This is a genomic window from Parvularculales bacterium (genome assembly GCA_036881865.1).
Lineage (GTDB): Bacteria > Pseudomonadota > Alphaproteobacteria > JAPOUT01 > JBAJNM01 > JBAJNM01.
Genome location: JBAJNM010000007.1, coordinates 10512 through 30117, shown reverse-complemented (window position 1 = coordinate 30117; position 19606 = coordinate 10512). Strand labels below are relative to the sequence as shown.

Annotated in this window: 14 protein-coding genes; 1 reads left to right on the top strand and 13 read right to left on the bottom strand. The window is 48.5% G+C overall.

Annotated elements, in window-relative coordinates; genetic code table 11:
* Positions 1 to 60: 60 nt before the first annotated feature.
* Positions 61 to 1878, top strand: coding sequence for an aminopeptidase P family protein (locus V6Z81_03095; protein MEG9861476.1), 1818 nt, complete (start codon positions 61 to 63; stop codon positions 1876 to 1878).
* Between the two features lie 440 nt (positions 1879 to 2318).
* Here V6Z81_03095 and ligA read toward each other — a convergent pair whose 3' ends face one another.
* The 13 genes from ligA to murD form a co-directional block, all read right to left on the bottom strand.
* Positions 2319 to 4460 (bottom strand): NAD-dependent DNA ligase LigA, encoded by a 2142-nt coding sequence (ligA, locus tag V6Z81_03090; protein ID MEG9861475.1) that lies wholly within the window; start codon positions 4458 to 4460, stop codon positions 2319 to 2321.
* A gap of 8 nt (positions 4461 to 4468) precedes the next feature.
* Complete coding sequence (recN, locus tag V6Z81_03085; GenBank protein MEG9861474.1) at positions 4469 to 6154, bottom strand: DNA repair protein RecN; 1686 nt, start codon at positions 6152 to 6154, stop codon at positions 4469 to 4471.
* 19 nt (positions 6155 to 6173) lie between these two features.
* On the bottom strand, positions 6174 to 6980 hold the full coding sequence (locus V6Z81_03080) for an outer membrane protein assembly factor BamD (GenBank protein ID MEG9861473.1): 807 nt from the start codon (positions 6978 to 6980) through the stop codon (positions 6174 to 6176).
* Between the two features lie 199 nt (positions 6981 to 7179).
* Positions 7180 to 8133 (bottom strand): UDP-3-O-acyl-N-acetylglucosamine deacetylase, encoded by a 954-nt coding sequence (gene lpxC, locus V6Z81_03075; protein ID MEG9861472.1) that lies wholly within the window; start codon positions 8131 to 8133, stop codon positions 7180 to 7182.
* A gap of 192 nt (positions 8134 to 8325) precedes the next feature.
* Entirely contained in the window at positions 8326 to 10239 is a 1914-nt protein-coding gene (gene ftsZ, locus V6Z81_03070; protein ID MEG9861471.1) for a cell division protein FtsZ, read from the bottom strand.
* Between the two features lie 64 nt (positions 10240 to 10303).
* Positions 10304 to 11581, bottom strand: a complete 1278-nt coding sequence (gene ftsA, locus V6Z81_03065) for a cell division protein FtsA (protein MEG9861470.1) — start codon at positions 11579 to 11581, stop codon at positions 10304 to 10306.
* A gap of 44 nt (positions 11582 to 11625) precedes the next feature.
* Positions 11626 to 12531 carry a cell division protein FtsQ/DivIB gene (locus V6Z81_03060; protein ID MEG9861469.1) on the bottom strand — a complete coding sequence of 302 codons (906 nt, stop codon included), beginning with the start codon at positions 12529 to 12531 and terminating at the stop codon, positions 11626 to 11628.
* Entirely contained in the window at positions 12519 to 13436 is a 918-nt protein-coding gene (locus tag V6Z81_03055; protein MEG9861468.1) for a D-alanine--D-alanine ligase, read from the bottom strand. The genes V6Z81_03060 and V6Z81_03055 overlap by 13 nt, the downstream gene beginning before the upstream one ends.
* Entirely contained in the window at positions 13433 to 14386 is a 954-nt protein-coding gene (gene murB / locus V6Z81_03050) for a UDP-N-acetylmuramate dehydrogenase (protein MEG9861467.1), read from the bottom strand. Before murB ends, V6Z81_03055 begins: the two co-directional genes overlap by 4 nt.
* Complete coding sequence (gene murC, locus V6Z81_03045; protein MEG9861466.1) at positions 14386 to 15813, bottom strand: UDP-N-acetylmuramate--L-alanine ligase; 1428 nt, start codon at positions 15811 to 15813, stop codon at positions 14386 to 14388. The genes murB and murC overlap by 1 nt, the downstream gene beginning before the upstream one ends.
* Positions 15810 to 17036, bottom strand: coding sequence for an undecaprenyldiphospho-muramoylpentapeptide beta-N-acetylglucosaminyltransferase (murG, locus tag V6Z81_03040; GenBank protein MEG9861465.1), 1227 nt, complete (start codon positions 17034 to 17036; stop codon positions 15810 to 15812). The genes murC and murG overlap by 4 nt, the downstream gene beginning before the upstream one ends.
* The gene (locus tag V6Z81_03035) at positions 17033 to 18211 is read right to left on the bottom strand and encodes a putative peptidoglycan glycosyltransferase FtsW (GenBank protein ID MEG9861464.1); all 1179 of its coding nucleotides are present in this window, start codon (positions 18209 to 18211) and stop codon (positions 17033 to 17035) included. Before V6Z81_03035 ends, murG begins: the two co-directional genes overlap by 4 nt.
* Complete coding sequence (gene murD / locus V6Z81_03030) at positions 18208 to 19602, bottom strand: UDP-N-acetylmuramoyl-L-alanine--D-glutamate ligase (protein ID MEG9861463.1); 1395 nt, start codon at positions 19600 to 19602, stop codon at positions 18208 to 18210. Before murD ends, V6Z81_03035 begins: the two co-directional genes overlap by 4 nt.
* Between the last annotated feature and the right edge of the window lie 4 nt (positions 19603 to 19606).

Genomic DNA, 19606 nt, shown 5'->3' with positions numbered 1-19606 from the left:
TCCAACCATGGGCTTTACCCTTGCACAGGGTGGTCTTGTGGCGGCATACTTAAGCCCATTATGTTTCAGGATTTTACGGATTCATCAGACGCCAACGCAAGTGCTGCACGAACGATCAGCCTACGAGAACACCTTAAGGCCTACGCCCTTGATGGCTTTATTGTGCCTCATGCTGACGAATATCAAAATGAATATCTACCTCCCCACGCAGAACGGCTAGCATGGCTTACGGGGTTTACCGGTTCAGCCGGAAGTGGCGTGCTATTAAGATCAAAAGCCGCCGTGTTTGTTGATGGACGTTATGTGCTGCAAGCCGGAATTCAAGTAGATAAAACCCTCTATGAAATCTGTCTCACAGCCAAAACGTCCCTGATAAGCTGGCTAGCACAAAACCTTGAAGAGAACATAACCCTTGGCTATGACCCATGGTTGCATACTGTCAATGAGGCACACCACATCAGAGAGGTTTGCACACGGGTAGGTGCAACGCTTGTGGCCATTGAGGACAACCCTATTGATGCACTCTGGCACGACCGACCAGCTTTACCTTGCACCCCTGCCGTAGCACACCCCCTTGCTCTAGCGGGAAGAGACTCCCTTTCAAAGCGCGAATCTATTGCTGCAACTCTAATCAAAGATAACATTCAAGCCGCCCTATTAACCCAACCGGATTCCATTGCATGGCTTCTTAATGTGCGTGGGTTGGATGTGCCCCACACACCTTTGGTGTTGTCCTTCGCACTACTTTATTCAGATAGCAGCATTGATTGGTTCGTTAACCCCGACAAAACTGGCAACGAGCTTTTAGCAAACCTTGACAAGGGCATTCGCCCGTGCCCCCCCGCTGATTTATTTCCTGCACTGGAATCTATAGGAGCCAAAGGAGGCCGCGTGCATCTTGACCCCACCTCTACTGCCGATTTGTTAGCGCAACGATTGAAAGATGCCGGTGCTGATAGCATTCACGGACTCGACCCTTGCCTGTTACCCAAAGCCTGCAAGAACCCAACAGAAATATCTGGTGCGCGTGCCGCCCACAAAAGAGATGGGGTAGCGCTGGCGGTTTTTCTGTGCTGGTTGGAGGAACAAGCTCCCCAAGGCGGAGTAGACGAAATTAGCGCGGCTCACTTTCTTGAAGAGGCTCGCGCCAAAAGTGGTGCTCTTAAGGACCTTAGTTTTGACACTATATCTGGTGCTGGTTCTCATGGAGCTATTGTGCATTATCAAGTGACAGAAAAGACCAACCGCCCTATTGAGTCGGATATGCTGTATCTGGTGGACTCAGGTGCGCAATATGCCGATGGTACTACCGATGTCACTCGCACTGTTGCAATTGGTACGCCTACTGATGAACAAAAAGACCGCTTTACACGGATCCTCAAAGGACACATTGCACTGGCCAGAGCTCGGTTTCCCGATAAGACCACCGGCGCACAATTAGATGCACTAGCACGTTTACCTTTATGGCAGGCGGGGTTGGATTTTGGCCATGGCACAGGACACGGCGTTGGCAGTTATCTATCAGTCCATGAAGGGCCACAACGTATTAGTAGCAATATGGACTCTGTTGCGCTTCAATCTGGCATGATTTTATCCAATGAGCCCGGCTATTACAAAGCAGGAGACTATGGTATCCGGATTGAAAATTTATTGGTAGTGCAAGCACCCCAAAAGCTTGATGGCGGTGAGCAACTCATGTTGGGATTTGAAATCTTAACCCTTGCACCCATTGACTTATCACTGGTTGTAAAAACACAACTCTTGAGCGATGAGCTGGCGTGGCTTAATACCTATCATGCCCGTGTGCGTGATGAGATATCTCCCTTGGTAGATGACAAAACTCGCCTCTGGCTAGAGCATGCCACCCGCGCTTTGTAGCGTTTTATATCTACCAGCGCAAAACAGTTTGAGAAACGGGGAGAGCACGATAGTATTCATCCTATTCACAAGGCTGAGGTCTAGAGGTATATCCGCCCCAATGTAACGTACGAATTGCAAGCCAATCTGAAGCATAAAGTCAACCATGCACACTCTATCGCCCCCTATGCATGTCCTACAGTCAGCCAGCAACCCCTCAAGATAATCAAGAGGTATTTATGTCTGCTTTTTAATTTCAGCAGAACTAACAGGGTCAGGAGGAAATCCAAGAGGCGGGCTTTAATATGGGCATAAGCCCCTATAGGATTAACCGCCGCATCTCAACAATACACTCTAAATCTCACATCTTATGACGTGTCACAACATCACCTTCCAAAAGCACCTGGTGGGTTGGGGGCTAATGAAACCATATACAATTTCATAAGTGTATCTCCCGATAATTATGTTCTTTGAGACAAAGCTATCCACTTTGCTTCGTCAATGATGCGAAGTCCTAGCTCTTGCGCCTTTTTACGTTTTGAGCCGCTACCCTCTCCAGCAACCACAATATCAATGCGCTTAGAGACAGCACTGGATACCTCGGCCCCCAACATCTCAGCACAAACCTTGGCTTCTAGACGTGTCTGGTGTTCCAAAGCGCCAGTAAAAACAATCGTTTGACCTGCTAAGGGCGAGGTAGCATCGCTTTCAACTTTTGCTACCGTCTGTGGCATAACACCGGCTTCCTTCAGACCTTTCAAGACATCTCGATTGTGTGCCTCTTCAAAAAAAACTACTACCGCACGAGCGACTCTTTCTCCAATACCCTCAATGGACATCAACCGCTCCCATGCCTCCCCAGTTTTCTTGTTAAAACTTCCCACAATAGCATCCATCACTGCCTCCAATGCCTCAAGGCTACCAAAGTGACGTGCTATCCGGCGCGCCATCATCTCTCCTATGTGACGAATACCCAAAGCAAACAAAAATCGTTCCAGAGAGATTTTACGTCGTGCCTCAATAGCAACAAATAAATTACTAACAGACAACTCCCCCCATCCCTCACGGCTGGCAAACTTTGCTTTGCTCTTTTCATCATGAGCAACAAGTGTAAAAATATCATCTGGGCGCTTTATCAAACCATCTTTGAAAAAAGCAGCAATCTGTTTGTTTCCCAAGCCCTCTATATCAAAAGCATTGCGAGAAACGAAATGCCTCAACCGTGCCTCGGCTTGCGCCGGACACACCAGCCCTCCCTCACATCGGCGAACTGCCCCAAGAACGCCTGTTTCATCTTCCTCCCGCACTGCTCTACTGTCACAGACGGGACAGCATTCTGGAAACGCAAACCGCCGCGTTTTTCCGCGACGCTTATCCTTTAATACCTCTACCACCTGTGGTATGACATCACCGGCACGTTGGATAACAACCTTGTCACCCACACGGATATCTTTGCGGGTTATTTCATCTTCATTATGAAGAGTGGCATTAGATACTATAACACCGCTTACATTGACAGGTTCCAGTTTGGCAACTGGCGTTAGAGTTCCTGTTCGCCCTACTTGTATATCAATAGACTTCAGTATAGTTATAGATTGCTCTGCCGGAAACTTGCGGGCCACCGCCCAACGGGGCGCACGAGAAACTGTGCCTAGACGGATTTGCCAATCCAAGCAATTGACTTTGTAGACAATCCCGTCAATATCGAAATCTAAATCGGGACGTGCTACCCTCAACTCATCATAAAGCCCCGACATATCCTTCATTCCACTACATAACCGACTATAGGGAGGCGTTACAAACCCCCAACCGCGCAAACTGTCTTGAATCTCTTGCTGGCTTTGCCAGAGCACTTCACTGATCTCCCCTAGCCCATAAGCAAAAAACCCCAAAGGACGCCGCGCCGTAATACTTGAGTCCAACTGCCTTAAAGACCCTGCCGCTGCATTTCGGAGATTAGCAAAAAGATCCTCGCCTTCTTTTTCCCGTTCGGCATTAAGTCTCTCGAAATCTGCCCGCCCCATATAAACCTCACCCCGCACCTCTACCACATCAGGCACGCTTTCGCCCTCAAGACGTTCGGGTATTGTTTTTACCGTGCGCAAATTAGCAGTAATATTCTCCCCTACCTGACCATCACCCCGTGTTGCCCCTAAAATAAACACCCCCGCCTCATACCGCAAAGACGCTGATAATCCATCAATTTTAGGCTCAGCGGCAACCTCCACCACCTTCTCTTCAGGAAATCCCATAAAACGACGCACACGGTCAATAAAGGCTGCCATACCGTCTTCATCAAAAACATTATCCAGTGACAGCATCGCAACTTCATGCGAAACCTTACCAAACCCCTCAATAGGAGTCGCCCCTACCCGCAAACTTGGACTGTCAGGCCTGACAAGGTCAGGAAACTTTGCCTCCAGAATCTCATTGCGGCGGCGCAAGGCGTCATAGGCGGCGTCCGAGATTACAGGTGCATCTTCTTGATAGTAGAGTACATCATGTGCTGCAATCTCCCGCGCTAAGCGTTCAAGCTCTTGTGCTGCCCCTGTCTCATCTAGGGTGTCTACAGAAATCCAATTTTCTGCCCGTTTTTGCACCATAGTAATTATTACGAAAGCCTTTCTTTCAACAGGCGTTTGGCAGCAGCACGAGCCTCCTCGGTAACTCGCGCCCCTGCCAACATACGAGCGATTTCTTCTAAACGATCATCTTCCGAAAGACATACCACCCGCACCGAGGTGAGAGTCATATCATTCTGCTCCTTAGAAATAGAAAAATGTTTATCCGCTCGTGCCGCCACCTGTGGAGCATGAGTGACCACCAGCACCTGAGTTTTCTGTGCAAGGCGCGCTAAACGCTGACCTACGGCATCTGCAACAGCACCACCAATGCCTTGGTCAATTTCATCAAACACCATAACTGGCATCACACCCCGATTAGCTAGCGTCACTTTCAGTGCCAGCATAAAGCGCGATAATTCACCTCCTGAGGCAATACGATTCAATGGCCCGAGAGATAAATCAGTATTGGGGGCTACTTCAAAGTATACTCTATCCCAGCCTTCAACACCACCGTCACGTGTTTCGTCCAAATTTTCAGGACGCTCAACACGAGTCACAAATATAGCACCGCCTAATTTCAAAGGTTCAAACTCCTGACAGACCTCCTTGTCTAACCTTCCCGCCACCTTAATCCGCGCTTTTGACAAAACCTCCGCAGATTGAGTATAGGCGGCAACAGCTTTATCTAGACAGGCCGCCAACTCACAACCTCTATCAACTTGAACCTCAGTCGAGCGCAACCGGGTTTGAAATTTCTCCAAAAGGTCTGCTAACTCATCTGGTTGTATATTATATTTGCGACCTGCCTCCCGTAACGCAAATAAGCGTTGTTCTACCTCTTCTAACTCCGAGGACTTGTCTGCCAACCGCTCTACAATAGCGGTTACTACATGACGGGCATCCTCCATCTCGGCTAAGAGTTTATCCAGAGTCTCTATAATCTCGTTTAACTGACCACCTCCTTCTGGCACCAACCGCTCCAGATGGCGCACCACAGACCCAAGGCTATTCTCAAGATTGTTATCCTGCCCGAGAATATCAAGGGCTTGCGACAGAAAAGATGTAACGGCAGCCCCCTGTCTTAAAAACTCTCTTGTCCCCGCCAGTTCTTTTTCTTCACCAACTTTAGGATTGAGAGCTGTCAATTCATTAACACTATGCTCAAGATAATCCACCTCACCAGTTAAATGCGAGGCCTCCGCCTCATAAGCCTCCAACGCCACCCGCGCCTCATAACGCGCTTCATAAGCAACACGCACTTCCTCCAAAAGCGGCACATACTCGCCATAGGCATCCAACATACGACGCTGAGATGCCTCATCAAGCAAACTTAACGTGTCATACTGGCCATGCACTTCAACTAACAGTGCTCCCAGTAGCCGTAATAAAGAGACGCTCACAGGCTGATCATTCACAAAGGCACGAGTGCGACCATCACCTGTTTGCGTACGCCGCAAAACAAGAACCCCCTCACACTCCATGTCCCTCTCACGCAATAGCCTACAAGCAGGGTGGTCAGGAAAAACTTCAAAAGAAGCTGTCACAGAGCCTTGTTTAGCACCCATCCGTACTAAGCCAGAATCAGCACGACCCCCAAGAGCAAGCCCTAACGCATCTAGCAGGATAGATTTACCTGCACCAGTTTCTCCTGTCAGAGCACATAATCCCCGCCCAAGGCCCAAGTTGAGACTATCTATTAGTACAATATCGCGTATGAACAAGCTGGCCAGCATAGCTAAGCCTCGCCTAAGTTCAAGAATCTTCTGATGCTGAGGGTTTTCTATCTTGAGACGATGGGTTCAAGGATTGCTCGTTGGCAAAGGCTTCCAGACTAACACCTTTCTCAACCAACAGATTATAACTATCCTGATACCACTCACTGTCAGGATAGTTATGTCCCAACACTGCCGCTACTGCTCGAGCCTCATCAAGAACCCCAAGAGCCATATAAGATTCTGTCAACCGGTGTAGCGCTTCCGCCGCATGAGACGTTGTCTGGTAGCGATTGATAACATTACTGAATCGCCCTATGGCCGCTACATAAGAGTTCTTTTTCTGATATTCGCGGCCCACCGCCATCTCTTTACCCGCTAAATGGTCAAAGGTTAGGTCAATTTTAAACCGTGCATCTTGCGCATATTCGCTTTGTGGATAGCGCCGCACAATTTCTTGAAGAGCTACAAGTGCCTGTTCCGTTGATTTTTGATCACGCTCTACATCGGAAATCTGTTCATAGTGACTCAAAGCGATGAGATAGTGAGCATAAGCCGCCGCCTCATTGCCAGGAAAAAGAGATATATAACGCTGCGCCGCTATAATAGTTTCATCGTAGGCATTTTGTTTGTAATGGGCATAAGCTGCCATAATCATGGCACGCCCCGCCCAGACAGAATAGGGATGCTGTCGCTCAACTTCATCAAACTCTTGAGCCGCTTTTATAAGTTTACCCTCTTTAAGAGCCTCCCACGCGGTGTTGTATATTTCTCCTACAGGACGCTCATCATAATCACCATCATCGGACGCGCAGGCCCCTAAAAAAAGAAGAACTGTAACCAGCATAAAAATCATCACTGATCGTATCGGGAGGTTCTCCCTGTTAAGGGTAGGCATATTAGACTCCGTCATAAATCTCGGCTACGCAAGGCCAATTTTACTGTCTCAGAAAGCCCCACTGGGGATTCTATAATCGTACCCCAAATAGGCTTCAAATACCAGTATCAATGTTGCCCCGAATTCAACGCAAATGACAGGTGAATGTTCAAGCGGCAACAGAAGGTAGACCCTGTATACGTTTACCCCTAACTTCAACATCAGTGGTAGAAGCCAGCATTGGTGCTATATCCCACGCTTCAGGACGCATAAACAAAGCCCGCAACAGCGCATTATTGGCAGCGTGTCCTGGACGTATCCCCCGATACAATCCCTGAATACGCATAGCCGCAAGGAAGAGATCTCCCATCGCATCTAAAAGTTTGTGATGAACAAACTCATGGCTATGGCGCAACCCATCAGTGTTCAAGACATGGCCACCACTGATGACGATAGCATTGTCCAGAGAGCCTCCTCTAACTAAGCCCGCCTCTTTCATGGCCTCTAAATCCTCAAGAAAACCAAAAGTGCGCGAGGCTAGAACATCGCGAATAAACGTCTCGTCTTCAATAGAAGAGCGTGCCTTCTGATGTCCTATAACTGGCGTAGAGAAATCAATCTCGCATTCAAAGACACACCCCTCATGAGGATACAGTCCTACCTTTGTTGCACCCTTTTCAACTACAATCGGTTCCAAAATTCGGATGAACTGACGCAGATCTTCTAAAATAGCCACGCCTGCTCGCTCTATCATCTCAACAAAAGGAGCCGCACTACCATCCATGATAGGCACCTCAGGCCCGTCAATATCAACACAAACGTTATCCACACCGCATCCGGCAAGTGCAGCCATTAAATGCTCAACCGTACCTACACTCACGCCCGCTTCATTGGTAAGGACAGTGCACAACCGAGTGTCACTCACCCAGTCATATCGAGCAGGAATGATATTATCATCGGTGGATATATCTGTGCGACGAAATATGATACCTGTTCCTGCGGGCTTGGGGTGTATCGTCATCACCACAGACACGCCACTGTGAAGGCCCACGCCAGCGCACTGAACACTGGCCTCCAAGCTGGTTTGACATGACGCATTAACGTTTATGGATTCTGTTTGCATAATATTTGGCTTAACAACTCCTACCTACGCTACACTTGGTTGCGCTACATAGATCGTGGTTAAAAAATCCCCTTTGATGTTAAAAGTTAATAAAAATATGGAAAAATATCTAATCACTCTTTCCTACCTTTTATTGCAAAAAAGAATACAGCTGACGGAGGGTAAATAAAAATCCCCTGCCTGACCTGTTTCTTAGCTCACTGGACGCCGCAAAAAAGCCGGTATTTCAAGATGTTCCTCATCCAAACGAGGATAGTCAAAGGACGAAGGCGGAGCAGTCTCCATATCACTATGATCATTACTCTTGCTTTCTCTGTTGTCTCCGATAGCGAAAGGCTTCACGATCGGTGCTATCTCTGTCGCTTCTGGCATTTCTGGAGGTACACTCTCTCTGACTTGCCCAGACGCCAGCTCTGGCGATGGCTTTTGCCACCCCCGTCGTGCATTAGCAAACCTCTCCAACAAACCCCATTTACGGCCAGCTGCCTCTGGAGACATCATGTGAGTTAGCGAATGAGGTGTTATATTTTCCTCTATGGTTGCTTTTGACTCTGCCATAGCCACTTCTTGCATTGATGATTCTGGCGCACAGGACTCTGGTAACGTAGAGAGTTCGCCAGCATCAATAACACTTTCATCCTCCACTAACCCTATCGGCGTTGCACTCTCTACGGAGGCTGTTTCAGCCTCTGCATCTGGCCCTTTCTGCTTAGAAGCTTTAAAAACAGGAGCGGACCCTACCTCACTCTCGATCTCCTCGTGTTGATGACCATACCCTAAAAAGGGTGCTATCGTCTCAGCATCACCCTGAGGCCCTGCTGTTACAGCCCCTTCTTTCACATCAAGCTCATTCACCTCAGCCATACTAGCAGACAGTGCTTGTGCGTTACCACTTACCGTTACAATTGGTAGCGATGGTGGTGCTAGCGATGGCGGCGGAGGTGGAGGAGATGGTGGGCGAACAATAACGCCAGACGCTACGTCCGGTGCGGGATAACCCGAAATACAAGACGTTCCCTGTGGTTTATGTGCAGGGGGCTGCGGTGAAGGGGCCGGAGAGGTTGGAGAACGTCCCCCCACTCCATGCAATGCAACGGGCCTATGTGAGTACGCCGATGATGATGCTCCCTCACGCATCTCCTCTGGCGTAATGCCTGTGGCTACCACCGAGATACGTATGACGCCCTCCAACGCATCATCAAAGGTTGAGCCAATGATAATGTTGGCAGTTTCATCCACCTCTTCACGGATACGATTAGCTGCTTCATCTACCTCATAGAGTGTCATGTCCCTATTACCGGTTATATTAATCAATAGGCCACGTGCGCCCTTCATGGAGACTTCATCTAGAAGTGGATTAGAAATAGCCATTTCCGCCGCTGTAACCGCCCGATTGTCACCAGCCGCTTCACCTGTTCCCATCATGGCCTTGCCCATCTCGTTCATTACAGAGCGAACATCAGCGAAATCCAGATTGATGTGACCTGGACGCACCATCAAATCCGTAATCCCCGCAACACCTGAATGCAACACCTCATCAGCCATAGCAAAAGCATCAGCAAAGGTGGTCTTTTCTGTTGCAAGACGAAACAGATTCTGGTTCGGGATAATAATTAGCGTATCCACATATTGCTGCATCTCAATAATACCTGCTTCAGCAATATCTAACCGCCGTTTACCTTCAAACTGAAACGGTTTAGTAACAACGCCAACCGTAAGAATGTTTTGCTCCCGTGCTGCTCGCGCGATAACAGGTGCAGCTCCCGTGCCTGTGCCGCCACCCATACCAGCGGTAACAAAAACCATATGTGCCCCTTGAAAGACACTTTGGATTTCAGCCAGAGATTCTTCTGCAGCTGCACTTCCAATCTCTGGGCGTGAACCCGCCCCAAGACCATCTGTTACAGAAGCCCCAATCTGTATGCATCTTTCAGCGGTGCTATAGGAAAGAGCTTGAGCATCTGTATTACCGACAACAAAATCAACACCCTGCAAACTGCTGGCAATCATGTTATTGACAGCGTTACCGCCAGCACCTCCAACACCAAAAACGGTTATCCGAGGCTTCACTTCCGATGCTTTCGGAAAAGATAGATTAATACTCATTTTTCTACTCCTTGTTTATGTGTATACTTATCTTCATCTGCATCATCGCCCCCTATAGGCGATTTCAAAAATTTTCCTTTAGCCATTGACTAATATGGGCAAATTGCCCCCGCAATCCCGCGCTTGGATACCCAAACGCTGAAATACTATCGCTATACCCCCCCACCTGTCGGGCGTAGGACAAAAGACCCACACAAGCCGAAAAAGCCGGTCCTTCGGTAGCGTCTGCTAAACCCTCAACCCCCATCGGCCTGCCAATACGTACCTGACAACCAAGAATCTGTGTAGCCAAATTGCGCAGGCCAAGTAATTGGCTACCTCCGCCTGTCAACACAATCTGCTTACTGGTTAGATGAGAAAATCCACTAGTCTTGATACGGTCACGCACAATCTCCAAAATTTCTTTAACCCGCGGCCTAATGATGCCGGTTAACACTGAACGAGGGATGCGCTCCGCATCTCCCTCCTGTTCATCACTGACAGTTAGAAAATCAACAATATCCCGATTGTCATCCACATCTGTCAGCACGCAGCCATAAAGAACCTTTATCCGTTCCGCATGAGTAATCGTTGTAGACAACCCATAGGCAATATCATTAGTAATATGACTGCCTCCCACCGGAATAATATCGCAATGGACAAAAGCCCCTCCATAGAAAATCCCTAATGACGTCGTCCCACCCCCTAAATCAACACAAATGACACCTAACTCTTTTTCATCATCCGTCAAACAAGATAAACCAGAGGCATAAGAGGATAGTGTTAAGCCGAAAACCTCCAGATGACACCGCTCAACGCAAGCAATTAAATTAGACAACGCTGCACTTTCAACACTCACAACATGAACAGTGCCTGCCAACTCAGCCGCTACCATGCCACGAGGATCACGAATGCCGCCACAGCCCCCAACAACAAAATCACACGGCACAGTGTGAATTACAGTGCGATCAGGGGCTGACTGATAAGTACGCACTTCATTAAGCACCTCCTTTATGTCTGACCCCCCAATCTGCCCCCGTACTGGCGTGCGCACCCGTATCAATTCGCTTCTTGGTCGCCCGCACGACACATTGACCACGACATCGTGCACCGTAACTTTAGCCATCCGCTCGGCAGCTTCCACACTGGCTCGAATAGCACTTTCCGTAGCCTTCATATCAATAATGCTACCGCCTTTCACACCAGGAGATAAGTGATGCCCAATGCCAATCACCCGTGCATTATCATCGCGCTTACCTGTGTACAGATTACCTGTCTGGACTACAAAACAACTAATTTTGGAACTTCCAACCTCAACAGCCGTCAACACATCCAAGCCCATATCATTGAATTGGCGAGGCATAAATGCAGATCTCTTTGTTGCGTTACGTAGAGAAGCCGTGGTGCTCATGTTCGCCGACCCCCTGTAACAATTAGCTCTCGTTCTGACTCTTCTTGGATGTCTGATACCATATCTGGATATAGTGGACGCGTGTCATCGCCCATGCGAATAGTCACTCTATCGGACAAGCGTAAATCAATAACCTCAGGGCACCGCTCTAGTATCTTATGAGAGCTATCAATTGTCATAAGATACGCCAACACTTCAATTGGATTTTCTTCTGGTAGATAAATCTCTGAACCATTATCAAGGCGAAGGTTCCAACGCCGATTACCAACCCGCACCGCCACTCGAATACGAGACGACAACGCTGGCAGGCTAGAGAGATTATTAAACAAATTTCCAGCTCCTCGCGGTGCACCAATTCCTTTCAGTAGAGGAAGCGCTGTAAACTTGACCACGCCTGTATCTGTGATTACATAACCCTCACGGTCCAGCAAAAATACCGAACCTTCCTCAGCCCATCGCGCAAAAGGGATACGCTCATGGAGTGTCACCAGCAGACGGCCCGGCAACCGCCTAGAAACTATGGCCCTTTCAATCCAACCGAGCTGTTCAATACGTGCCTGTACGTCCTCAATGTCTAGAAACAGACTAACCCCTAATGAGGGTATCGGCCCCAAAGCCTCCCGCAACACATGACGGGGCAGATTTTTGCGACCTTGAATCATCACAGTATCAACAACGAACCCCGACTCTTTGAGGGTTTCGTTTATATGCGCTTGCCCCATGGCAATAACCCGCGCTACATGGCCTCCCCACACAAGGCCATACCCGATACTGAATAACACAAACCCAAAAACTAACCCCACAAGAAGCCAAACTCCAAAAGCCTCGCTCACCAACCTCTGCCACAATTTGCGCTGCAACCAGCGCCTTACATAAAGCATATGCTGTTTTAACGGCTGCATGAAGCGTCCTCCACCATGCGGCATACTAAGTCGCTATAAGAAATGCCTTCGTAAGCTGCCAGTTTCGGTACCAGCGATACGGGCGTCATGCCTGGCTGAGTATTTATCTCAAGTAACACCAGTCCGATGCCTGAACGTGACTCATCAAAGCGGAAGTCCGCCCGTGTTACCCCTTGACATCCAAGCAGATTATGAGCTTCAAGGGTTATGTTCTGGACACTCTGATAGATATCCACCGGTAAATCAGCCGGCAAAACATGCTCTGACTTGCCAACCTCATATTTGGCTTCATAATTGTAAAAAGATTCACTTGGAGTAATTTCTATTACCTCCAAAGCCCGATTTTCCATAACGGCACATGTTAACTCTCGACCTGGAACATAACGTTCCACCATCACTGCTTCCCCCCCAAGCTTCAAACCCAGAGCATCGGGGAGGCTATTATCTCCAACGTGTATAATATACACACCAACGCTAGAGCCTTGATTGATGGGTTTTATAACATAAGGAGGTTTCATGGGAGGCACAGAGAGCACCTCTTGCCATGTTGACGTAATACTATCTGCTACTGGTAGACCAGCATCTCTAAAAATAGCCTTGGCGTAATGCTTATTCATAGCCAGAGCCGAAGCCGATACTCCCGAATGGGTATAGGGTATCTTAAGGATTTCCAGTAGCCCTTGGATACAGCCATCTTCACCGCCTGGACCATGCAAGGCGTTAAATACTACATCGGGCTTTGTCTCCATTAATGTTTCGGTGATGGTAAAATCCACATCTATTTCCGTTACCTGATACCCATGCTCGCGCAAGGCCTCAGTGCACCCTCGACCTGTGATGAGACTTATCTCTCGCTCTGCCGAGCAACCACCCATCAAAACAGCAACATGAGAATGAGCCGTCACGAGACGGCCTCCCCAATTCGCCGAATTTCCCATTGCAGATTAACGCCACTGTTTTCAAGAACACGCTCCCGCACCATATTACCTAGGGTTTCCAATTCTGTCGCGGTGGCCTCTCCTTGATTGATGAGAAAATTACAATGCTGTGTAGAAACAAGCGCATTGCCATAAGATAACCCTCGACCGCCTGCCGCATCAATTAACTGCCAAGCTTTGCGCCCACCAGATACAGCCTTTGGGGGATTTTTAAATGTACTACCTCCGGTTCGAGTGCGCATGGGTTGAGATACTTCTCTGGATTCTGTGATTTTTATCATCGTAGCGGTAATAGACTCCCGATTACCTGATGCCCCCTGCAATAATGCCTCCACAAAGAAGAGGCCTTTATCTGCTGCTGCCGTATAGCGATAAGAAAAGCCCATATTCGCTGGATTCAGGTTATGATACGTCCCCTGACGATCTAATGCCGTAACTTCTACAATTCTCTCACTAATCTCAGAGCCATAACAACCGGCATTCATAGCCAATGCACCACCTATTGACCCAGGAATACCACGTAAAAATTCAAACCCGCTAATTTCTACCTCCAAAGCCGCCCGCGCCACCGCACTATCTAGAGCTCCGACACCAACTCTTATTTTGTGGTTAGGCTCAACAGTAACACTCCCCAAACCTGCACCAGGCCGCACTACCACGCCGCGAACACCACCATCCCGCACTAAAAGATTTGACCCAACCCCCATCATCATGACCGGGATGTCTTGTGGCAGTTCCTGAAAAAAGGCCGCTAAATCATCGCCATCTGCCGGAACAAATAAAAAGTCAGCAGCACCCCCCACCCGAAACCATGTAACGGGAGCAAGGTCTGCATTTCTCTTGAGGTGTCCCCGCGTTTGCGGTATAGATAGCGCCACATTTGGATACGAAGATGCACTAATAGATATCTGACTCATTATGCTACCCTCCCTGCTTGGCAGAAAAAGGTCTCAAGAGCCGCCGGCAATGCATGCGCCCAGTCGGTGATGTTGCCAGCTCCTAGGCAAACAACTGTATCGTCTGACTGCAAATAATCTGCCAGCGCTGACGCTAAATCTTCATGATTATCTAAAACGCTTGCCCCACGATGACCACGCGCCATCAAACTGCTCGCCAAGGCCTCATGAGTGATGCCTTCCTGTGGTGCTTCACCAGCAGCATAAACAGGTGTAACAATGACTCTATCGGCTTCGCTCAGCGAGACACAGAAATCATCAAAAAGAGCCTGCAAACGACTATACCGATGGGGTTGCACGACTGCTACGAGCCGTCCTTTTGTCATCTCACGAGCAGCCTTGAGAACAACAGAGATTTCTGCCGGGTGGTGACCGTAGTCGTCATAAATCCGTACACCATTCCATGTATCCACAAGAGTAAAACGCCGGTGTATACCGGAAAAATTTGATAATCCCTGACGAATAACATTGCTATCCACCCCCAAATTAAGAGAAACCGCAATGGCTGCCAAAGCGTTCAACATGTTATGCCTACCAGGCATAGGCAGATAAAAATCTTTCAGCGTTTGTTCTGCCGAATCCCGTTTTCCAGTGAGTGTTACGTCAAAAACCACACCGTTTTTCTCATAGTGCATACTGGAAGTTCGCACATCGGCCTGCGTGTTCATGCCATACGTAATCACCCGACGGTCCCGGATACGCCCCGCCAGCGCTTGCACATCAGGATGATCTATACACAAAACCGCAAACCCATAAAATGGAATGTTTTCCAAAAATATATGAAACGACTCTTTTAGAGCATTGAAATCTCCATAATGATCCAAATGCTCTGGATCAAGATTGGTCACCACAGCAACTGTTGCGGGCAAGCGCATAAAAGTGCCATCAGACTCATCTGCTTCTACCACAATCCAACCCCCGGCCCCCAACCGACCCGTTGCTCCATACGCATTAACAATGCCGCCGTTAATCATGGTTGGATCAAATCCCGCTGCATCCAAAATGGCAGCTACCAAAGCCGTAGTGGTGGTTTTACCGTGAGTGCCTGCAATTGCAACGCTAGACTTAAGACGCATCAACTCTGCCAACATTTCTGCACGACGCACAACCGGTATCCCATAAGCGCGAGACGCCACAAGTTCTGGGTTATCTGTCTGCACCGCGGAGGATACAACGACAGCGTTCGCGTTTTTTATATTGTCTTCATGGTGCCGCACCTCAACAGGAACACCCAATCCCCGCAAGCGCTTCACATTGGTGTTTTCGCTAATATCACTGCCCTGCACCTGATAGCCCAGATTATGCATAACTTCTGCAATACCGCTCATGCCAACACCACCAATGCCAACAAAATGAATAACACCTATATCTACAGAAAGAGCTGTCACGAGATTTGACCTCTCCAACTCCGGTATTTCAGCATTATGGCGAGGAATTCTATAAAGTTTTGAGATGATGAGTCCTGTCGCCCTGAGTGTCGCTTGCGTCCTTTGTTACCGCATAATTCTTCTACCAAATCAGCCAATAAGCATACCGCATTAGGACGTCCTTCCTGCAAAGCCGCATCAGCAACTTTTTCTAGTTGACCCGGCGTTGTAGCTAATTCTACTAGCAGAGTTGATACAGCTTCAGGGGTAAATGACTCCTGTGGTATCACCCAAGCAGCGCCAACGTGACTAAGATATTGAGCGTTTGCCACTTGATCACCGTCCAACGTGCCCGCAAGGGGTGTTAAAACAGACGGACGACCTATGACCGCTAACTCACTCACACAAGAAGCCCCCGCGCGTGCAATAATAAGATGAGATTCCATCATCCTCTTCGGTAAGTCGTTGTAAAAATCCTCTACAATGGCCGAAATCCCCGCCTCTTTATAGGCGTTCCGCACCCTTAACGTATTTTCTGGACGACATTGCTGAGTAATCCGCATACGTGCCTTCAGAGCTAGTGGCAAATTAGCACAGGCGCAAGGCATTACATCATCCAGCAACCGCGCACCCTGACTACCTCCAACAACTAAAAGTCGGAAGGGGTCGGATCCTTGTGAAACTTGATAAGGTGAAGACGCATACTTCTGCACAACGCTCCGCACTGGATTACCGGTTATCGTTAAACGTTTGCGTATCGCCGCTTTAAACCCGATTGGCTCACTAAATCCTGCGGCCACACCAGAAGCACCAAAAGCCATAAACCTGTTCACACGTCCCATAACAGCGTTTTGCTCATGAAGGCAAAACGGAACCCGTCTCAACCACGCTGCCACAAGCGGGGGTAAACTTGGATAACCTCCAAAACCAACAACAACAGCCGGACGTAGTTGCCTTATAATCTTCCATGAGCGCCATACTCCGCGTAGAATATTGCAAAAAGCTACAAGTAGCATGATGTTACGTCGCCCTGAAAACGTGGCACTAGGCAGGACGTAAATATCGCCTACCTCAAAAGAACTATGAGCAATCGTAGCCATGCGTTCATCTGTCATTAAGACAACACCATACCCTCGACGGCCTAATTCTTCTGCTAACGCTAGTCCTGGAAACAAATGTCCGCCAGTGCCACCGGTAGCAATAGCCACCAGACGTTGATCTTTACTATAAAATCGTGACTTCATGAAGACTCTCTCAATGGGCACGAAAGAACAATCGCATATGCACACCCCGGACGGCGACGAGTTAATGCCAACGCCATACCCATAGTCAGCGACAATGCTAACAAAGATGACCCACCATAAGAAATAAACGGTAAAGTCATACCTTTAGATGGCAACACATTGAGATTAACGCCTAGATTAAATAGAGCTTGCGCCCCGAACAGACCCACAAGGGCAGAGCCAGAAAATTGAGCAAAACGATCACTCTCCTTCATACTACGCAACAAACTGCGCAACACAATGAAAGCAAACAGGACAATAATCAGCGCTCCAGCGATAAAACCATATTCTTCTACAGCCACAGCAAAGATGTAATCGGTATGAGCATCCGGCAAGATGGCCTTAACTTGCCCTTCACCTGGTCCACGCCCAGTAAAGCCTCCAGCACGAAAGGCCTCTAATGCTTGGTCTATCTGATAATTATCTCTTTGCTCTGGATAAAGAAAAAGGTCAATGCGGCTTGTTACATGAGGCATCCACAGATAAGCTCCTCCCGCAAAAGCCATCGCTCCCAACCCAAGCCCCCCGACCCATATCATAGGTAAGCCTGCAACAAAAAGCAGACCACCCCAAAGTGCTAATAACAACACAGCCTGACCAAAATCAGGCTGCAATGCTAAAACAATAACCACCACACCAACCAAGGCTGTAGAAATAGATTTACTGTATAAGGTGGGCGCAGAATTTCTGCTACCCCCATAATCGGATGAACCTTCTGTCAATAACCAAGCTATAAGCACCGTTAGAGATGGCTTCATGAACTCTGAGGGTTGAATCGACAACCCCCCAAGGGAAAGCCAACGGGTAGATCCATTGACATCAGGCCCAATGATAAGTGTCATCACCATAAGAACGTAGCTCACAACAAAAAGTATAGCGCTTACACGAAAAACCTGTCTTGGCGTTAAAAGTGAAGATCCTATCAATACTACAAGAGCAGGAACCAGAAAAACAAACTGGCGGTAAATAAAATGGAATGGGTCAAGGCGTAATCGCACAGCGACCCCTGGGCTTGCCGCCAAAATAAGAACAGCACCGATAGATATCAAGGCTAACACAGCGGCTAACGCCCAACGGTCTATGGTCCACCACCACTCACCAATTAAACTTTGGTCTGTGCGGTTTATCGTCATCATGAGGGCATCCTCTCCATCACATCCTGAACCACCGCCCGAAACACCTCCCCTCGTACCTCAAAATTGGAAAACTGATCGTAAGAAGCACAGGCAGGCGATAACAGCACAACAACAACACCTCGGCCAGAACGCGCCTCCATCCACGCATCATGAGCTGCCACTCGTATTGCATCCGCTAGAGAATCATAACACCCATGATCAACCTTATCGCCAAGTTGGTGCGCAAAGTCTGCCGCTGCCTCACCAATCAAATATGCCCGCACTAGGTTCTCAAGAGGTAAAGCCTCCACGCCTGCGTCATACTGCTTGGTAACACCCCCTGCAATCCAGAAAATACGATCATAAGTTGCTAAGGCCTGAGCTGTTGCTGCCGCATTGGTAGCTTTACTATCGTTAACAAAACGCACACCATCTCGTTCGGCAACCATCTCCATGCGGTGAGGTAATCCAGAGAAATCAGAAAAAGCCCCTACAATAGATGTCTTCTCAACACCAAGGCTACGGGCAATACCATAAGCAGCAGCAGCGTTTTGCCAATTATGAGGCCCTGACAACACCCTTGTGGTTTTGAGGTCCGCGACTGCCTGCGCAGAAGCCTTCATTGCATCAAACAAAACACCATTCCTTACATAGAGGCCACCCTCGCAATCGTGACTTATAGAAAGTGGAACAAGTTTAACTGGCGTTCTATCCTTTAACTCATTCATCAACTTACGCCCATGGAGGTCGTCTACACCAATAATAGAGACATCACCCTCACTCTGTCCGGCAAAAATACGCGCCTTCAAACCAGCATAAGAATCCAACGTATGATGACGCTCCAGATGATCCGGAGATATGTTCAACAAGACAGCAATATTAACAGCTAAATCACCCGCCGTTTCTAGCTGAAAAGAGGAAACCTCCAATACATAAACTTTCTCAGGTTTGGGCGGAGAGAGTTGCAACGCTGGCACACCAATATTGCCGCCCATCTCAACTAACACACCCGCTTTTTGCAAAATGTGATTAACCAGAGCGGTGGTAGTAGACTTACCGTTAGTGCCAGTAATAGCAACCAACCTCACGAAAGGTGTTGTTCTCACTGCGCGACAGAACAATGCAATATCGCCAACGATATCCATGTTGCACGCACGAGCTGCTTCCAAAGCACTGTGAGTGGGCATAATACCGGGACTAGGCATCATAGCTTTAGCCCCACGCCACAGAGATGTTTCTGGGTCGGCAATAACAAACCCTTCCGCCACACCATCATCACACCGAGCCGGATCATCATCCCAAGCAATAACTTGCGCTCCGCCCGCATCAAGCGCTTTTGCTGTAGCCAGACCCGAACGCCCAAGCCCCAACACTGCTACGGTTTCTCCTTTGTACTCTGTGACGGCAATCATGGGC

Excerpts from the sequence above, each read along its gene's own strand:
- V6Z81_03095 (MEG9861476.1), top strand. The coding sequence starts at position 61 with ATGTTTCAGGATTTTACGGATTCATCAGACGCCAACGCAAGTGCTGCA.
- ligA (MEG9861475.1), bottom strand. The coding sequence starts at position 4,460 with ATGGTGCAAAAACGGGCAGAAAATTGGATTTCTGTAGACACCCTAGAT.
- recN (MEG9861474.1), bottom strand. The coding sequence starts at position 6,154 with ATGCTGGCCAGCTTGTTCATACGCGATATTGTACTAATAGATAGTCTC.
- V6Z81_03080 (MEG9861473.1), bottom strand. The coding sequence starts at position 6,980 with ATGCTGGTTACAGTTCTTCTTTTTTTAGGGGCCTGCGCGTCCGATGAT.
- lpxC (MEG9861472.1), bottom strand. The coding sequence starts at position 8,133 with ATGCAAACAGAATCCATAAACGTTAATGCGTCATGTCAAACCAGCTTG.
- ftsZ (MEG9861471.1), bottom strand. The coding sequence starts at position 10,239 with ATGAGTATTAATCTATCTTTTCCGAAAGCATCGGAAGTGAAGCCTCGG.
- ftsA (MEG9861470.1), bottom strand. The coding sequence starts at position 11,581 with ATGCCTCGCCAATTCAATGATATGGGCTTGGATGTGTTGACGGCTGTT.
- V6Z81_03060 (MEG9861469.1), bottom strand. The coding sequence starts at position 12,531 with ATGCAGCCGTTAAAACAGCATATGCTTTATGTAAGGCGCTGGTTGCAG.
- murB (MEG9861467.1), bottom strand. The coding sequence starts at position 14,386 with ATGAGTCAGATATCTATTAGTGCATCTTCGTATCCAAATGTGGCGCTA.
- murG (MEG9861465.1), bottom strand. The coding sequence starts at position 17,036 with ATGAAGTCACGATTTTATAGTAAAGATCAACGTCTGGTGGCTATTGCT.
- V6Z81_03035 (MEG9861464.1), bottom strand. The coding sequence starts at position 18,211 with ATGATGACGATAAACCGCACAGACCAAAGTTTAATTGGTGAGTGGTGG.
- murD (MEG9861463.1), bottom strand. The coding sequence starts at position 19,602 with ATGATTGCCGTCACAGAGTACAAAGGAGAAACCGTAGCAGTGTTGGGG.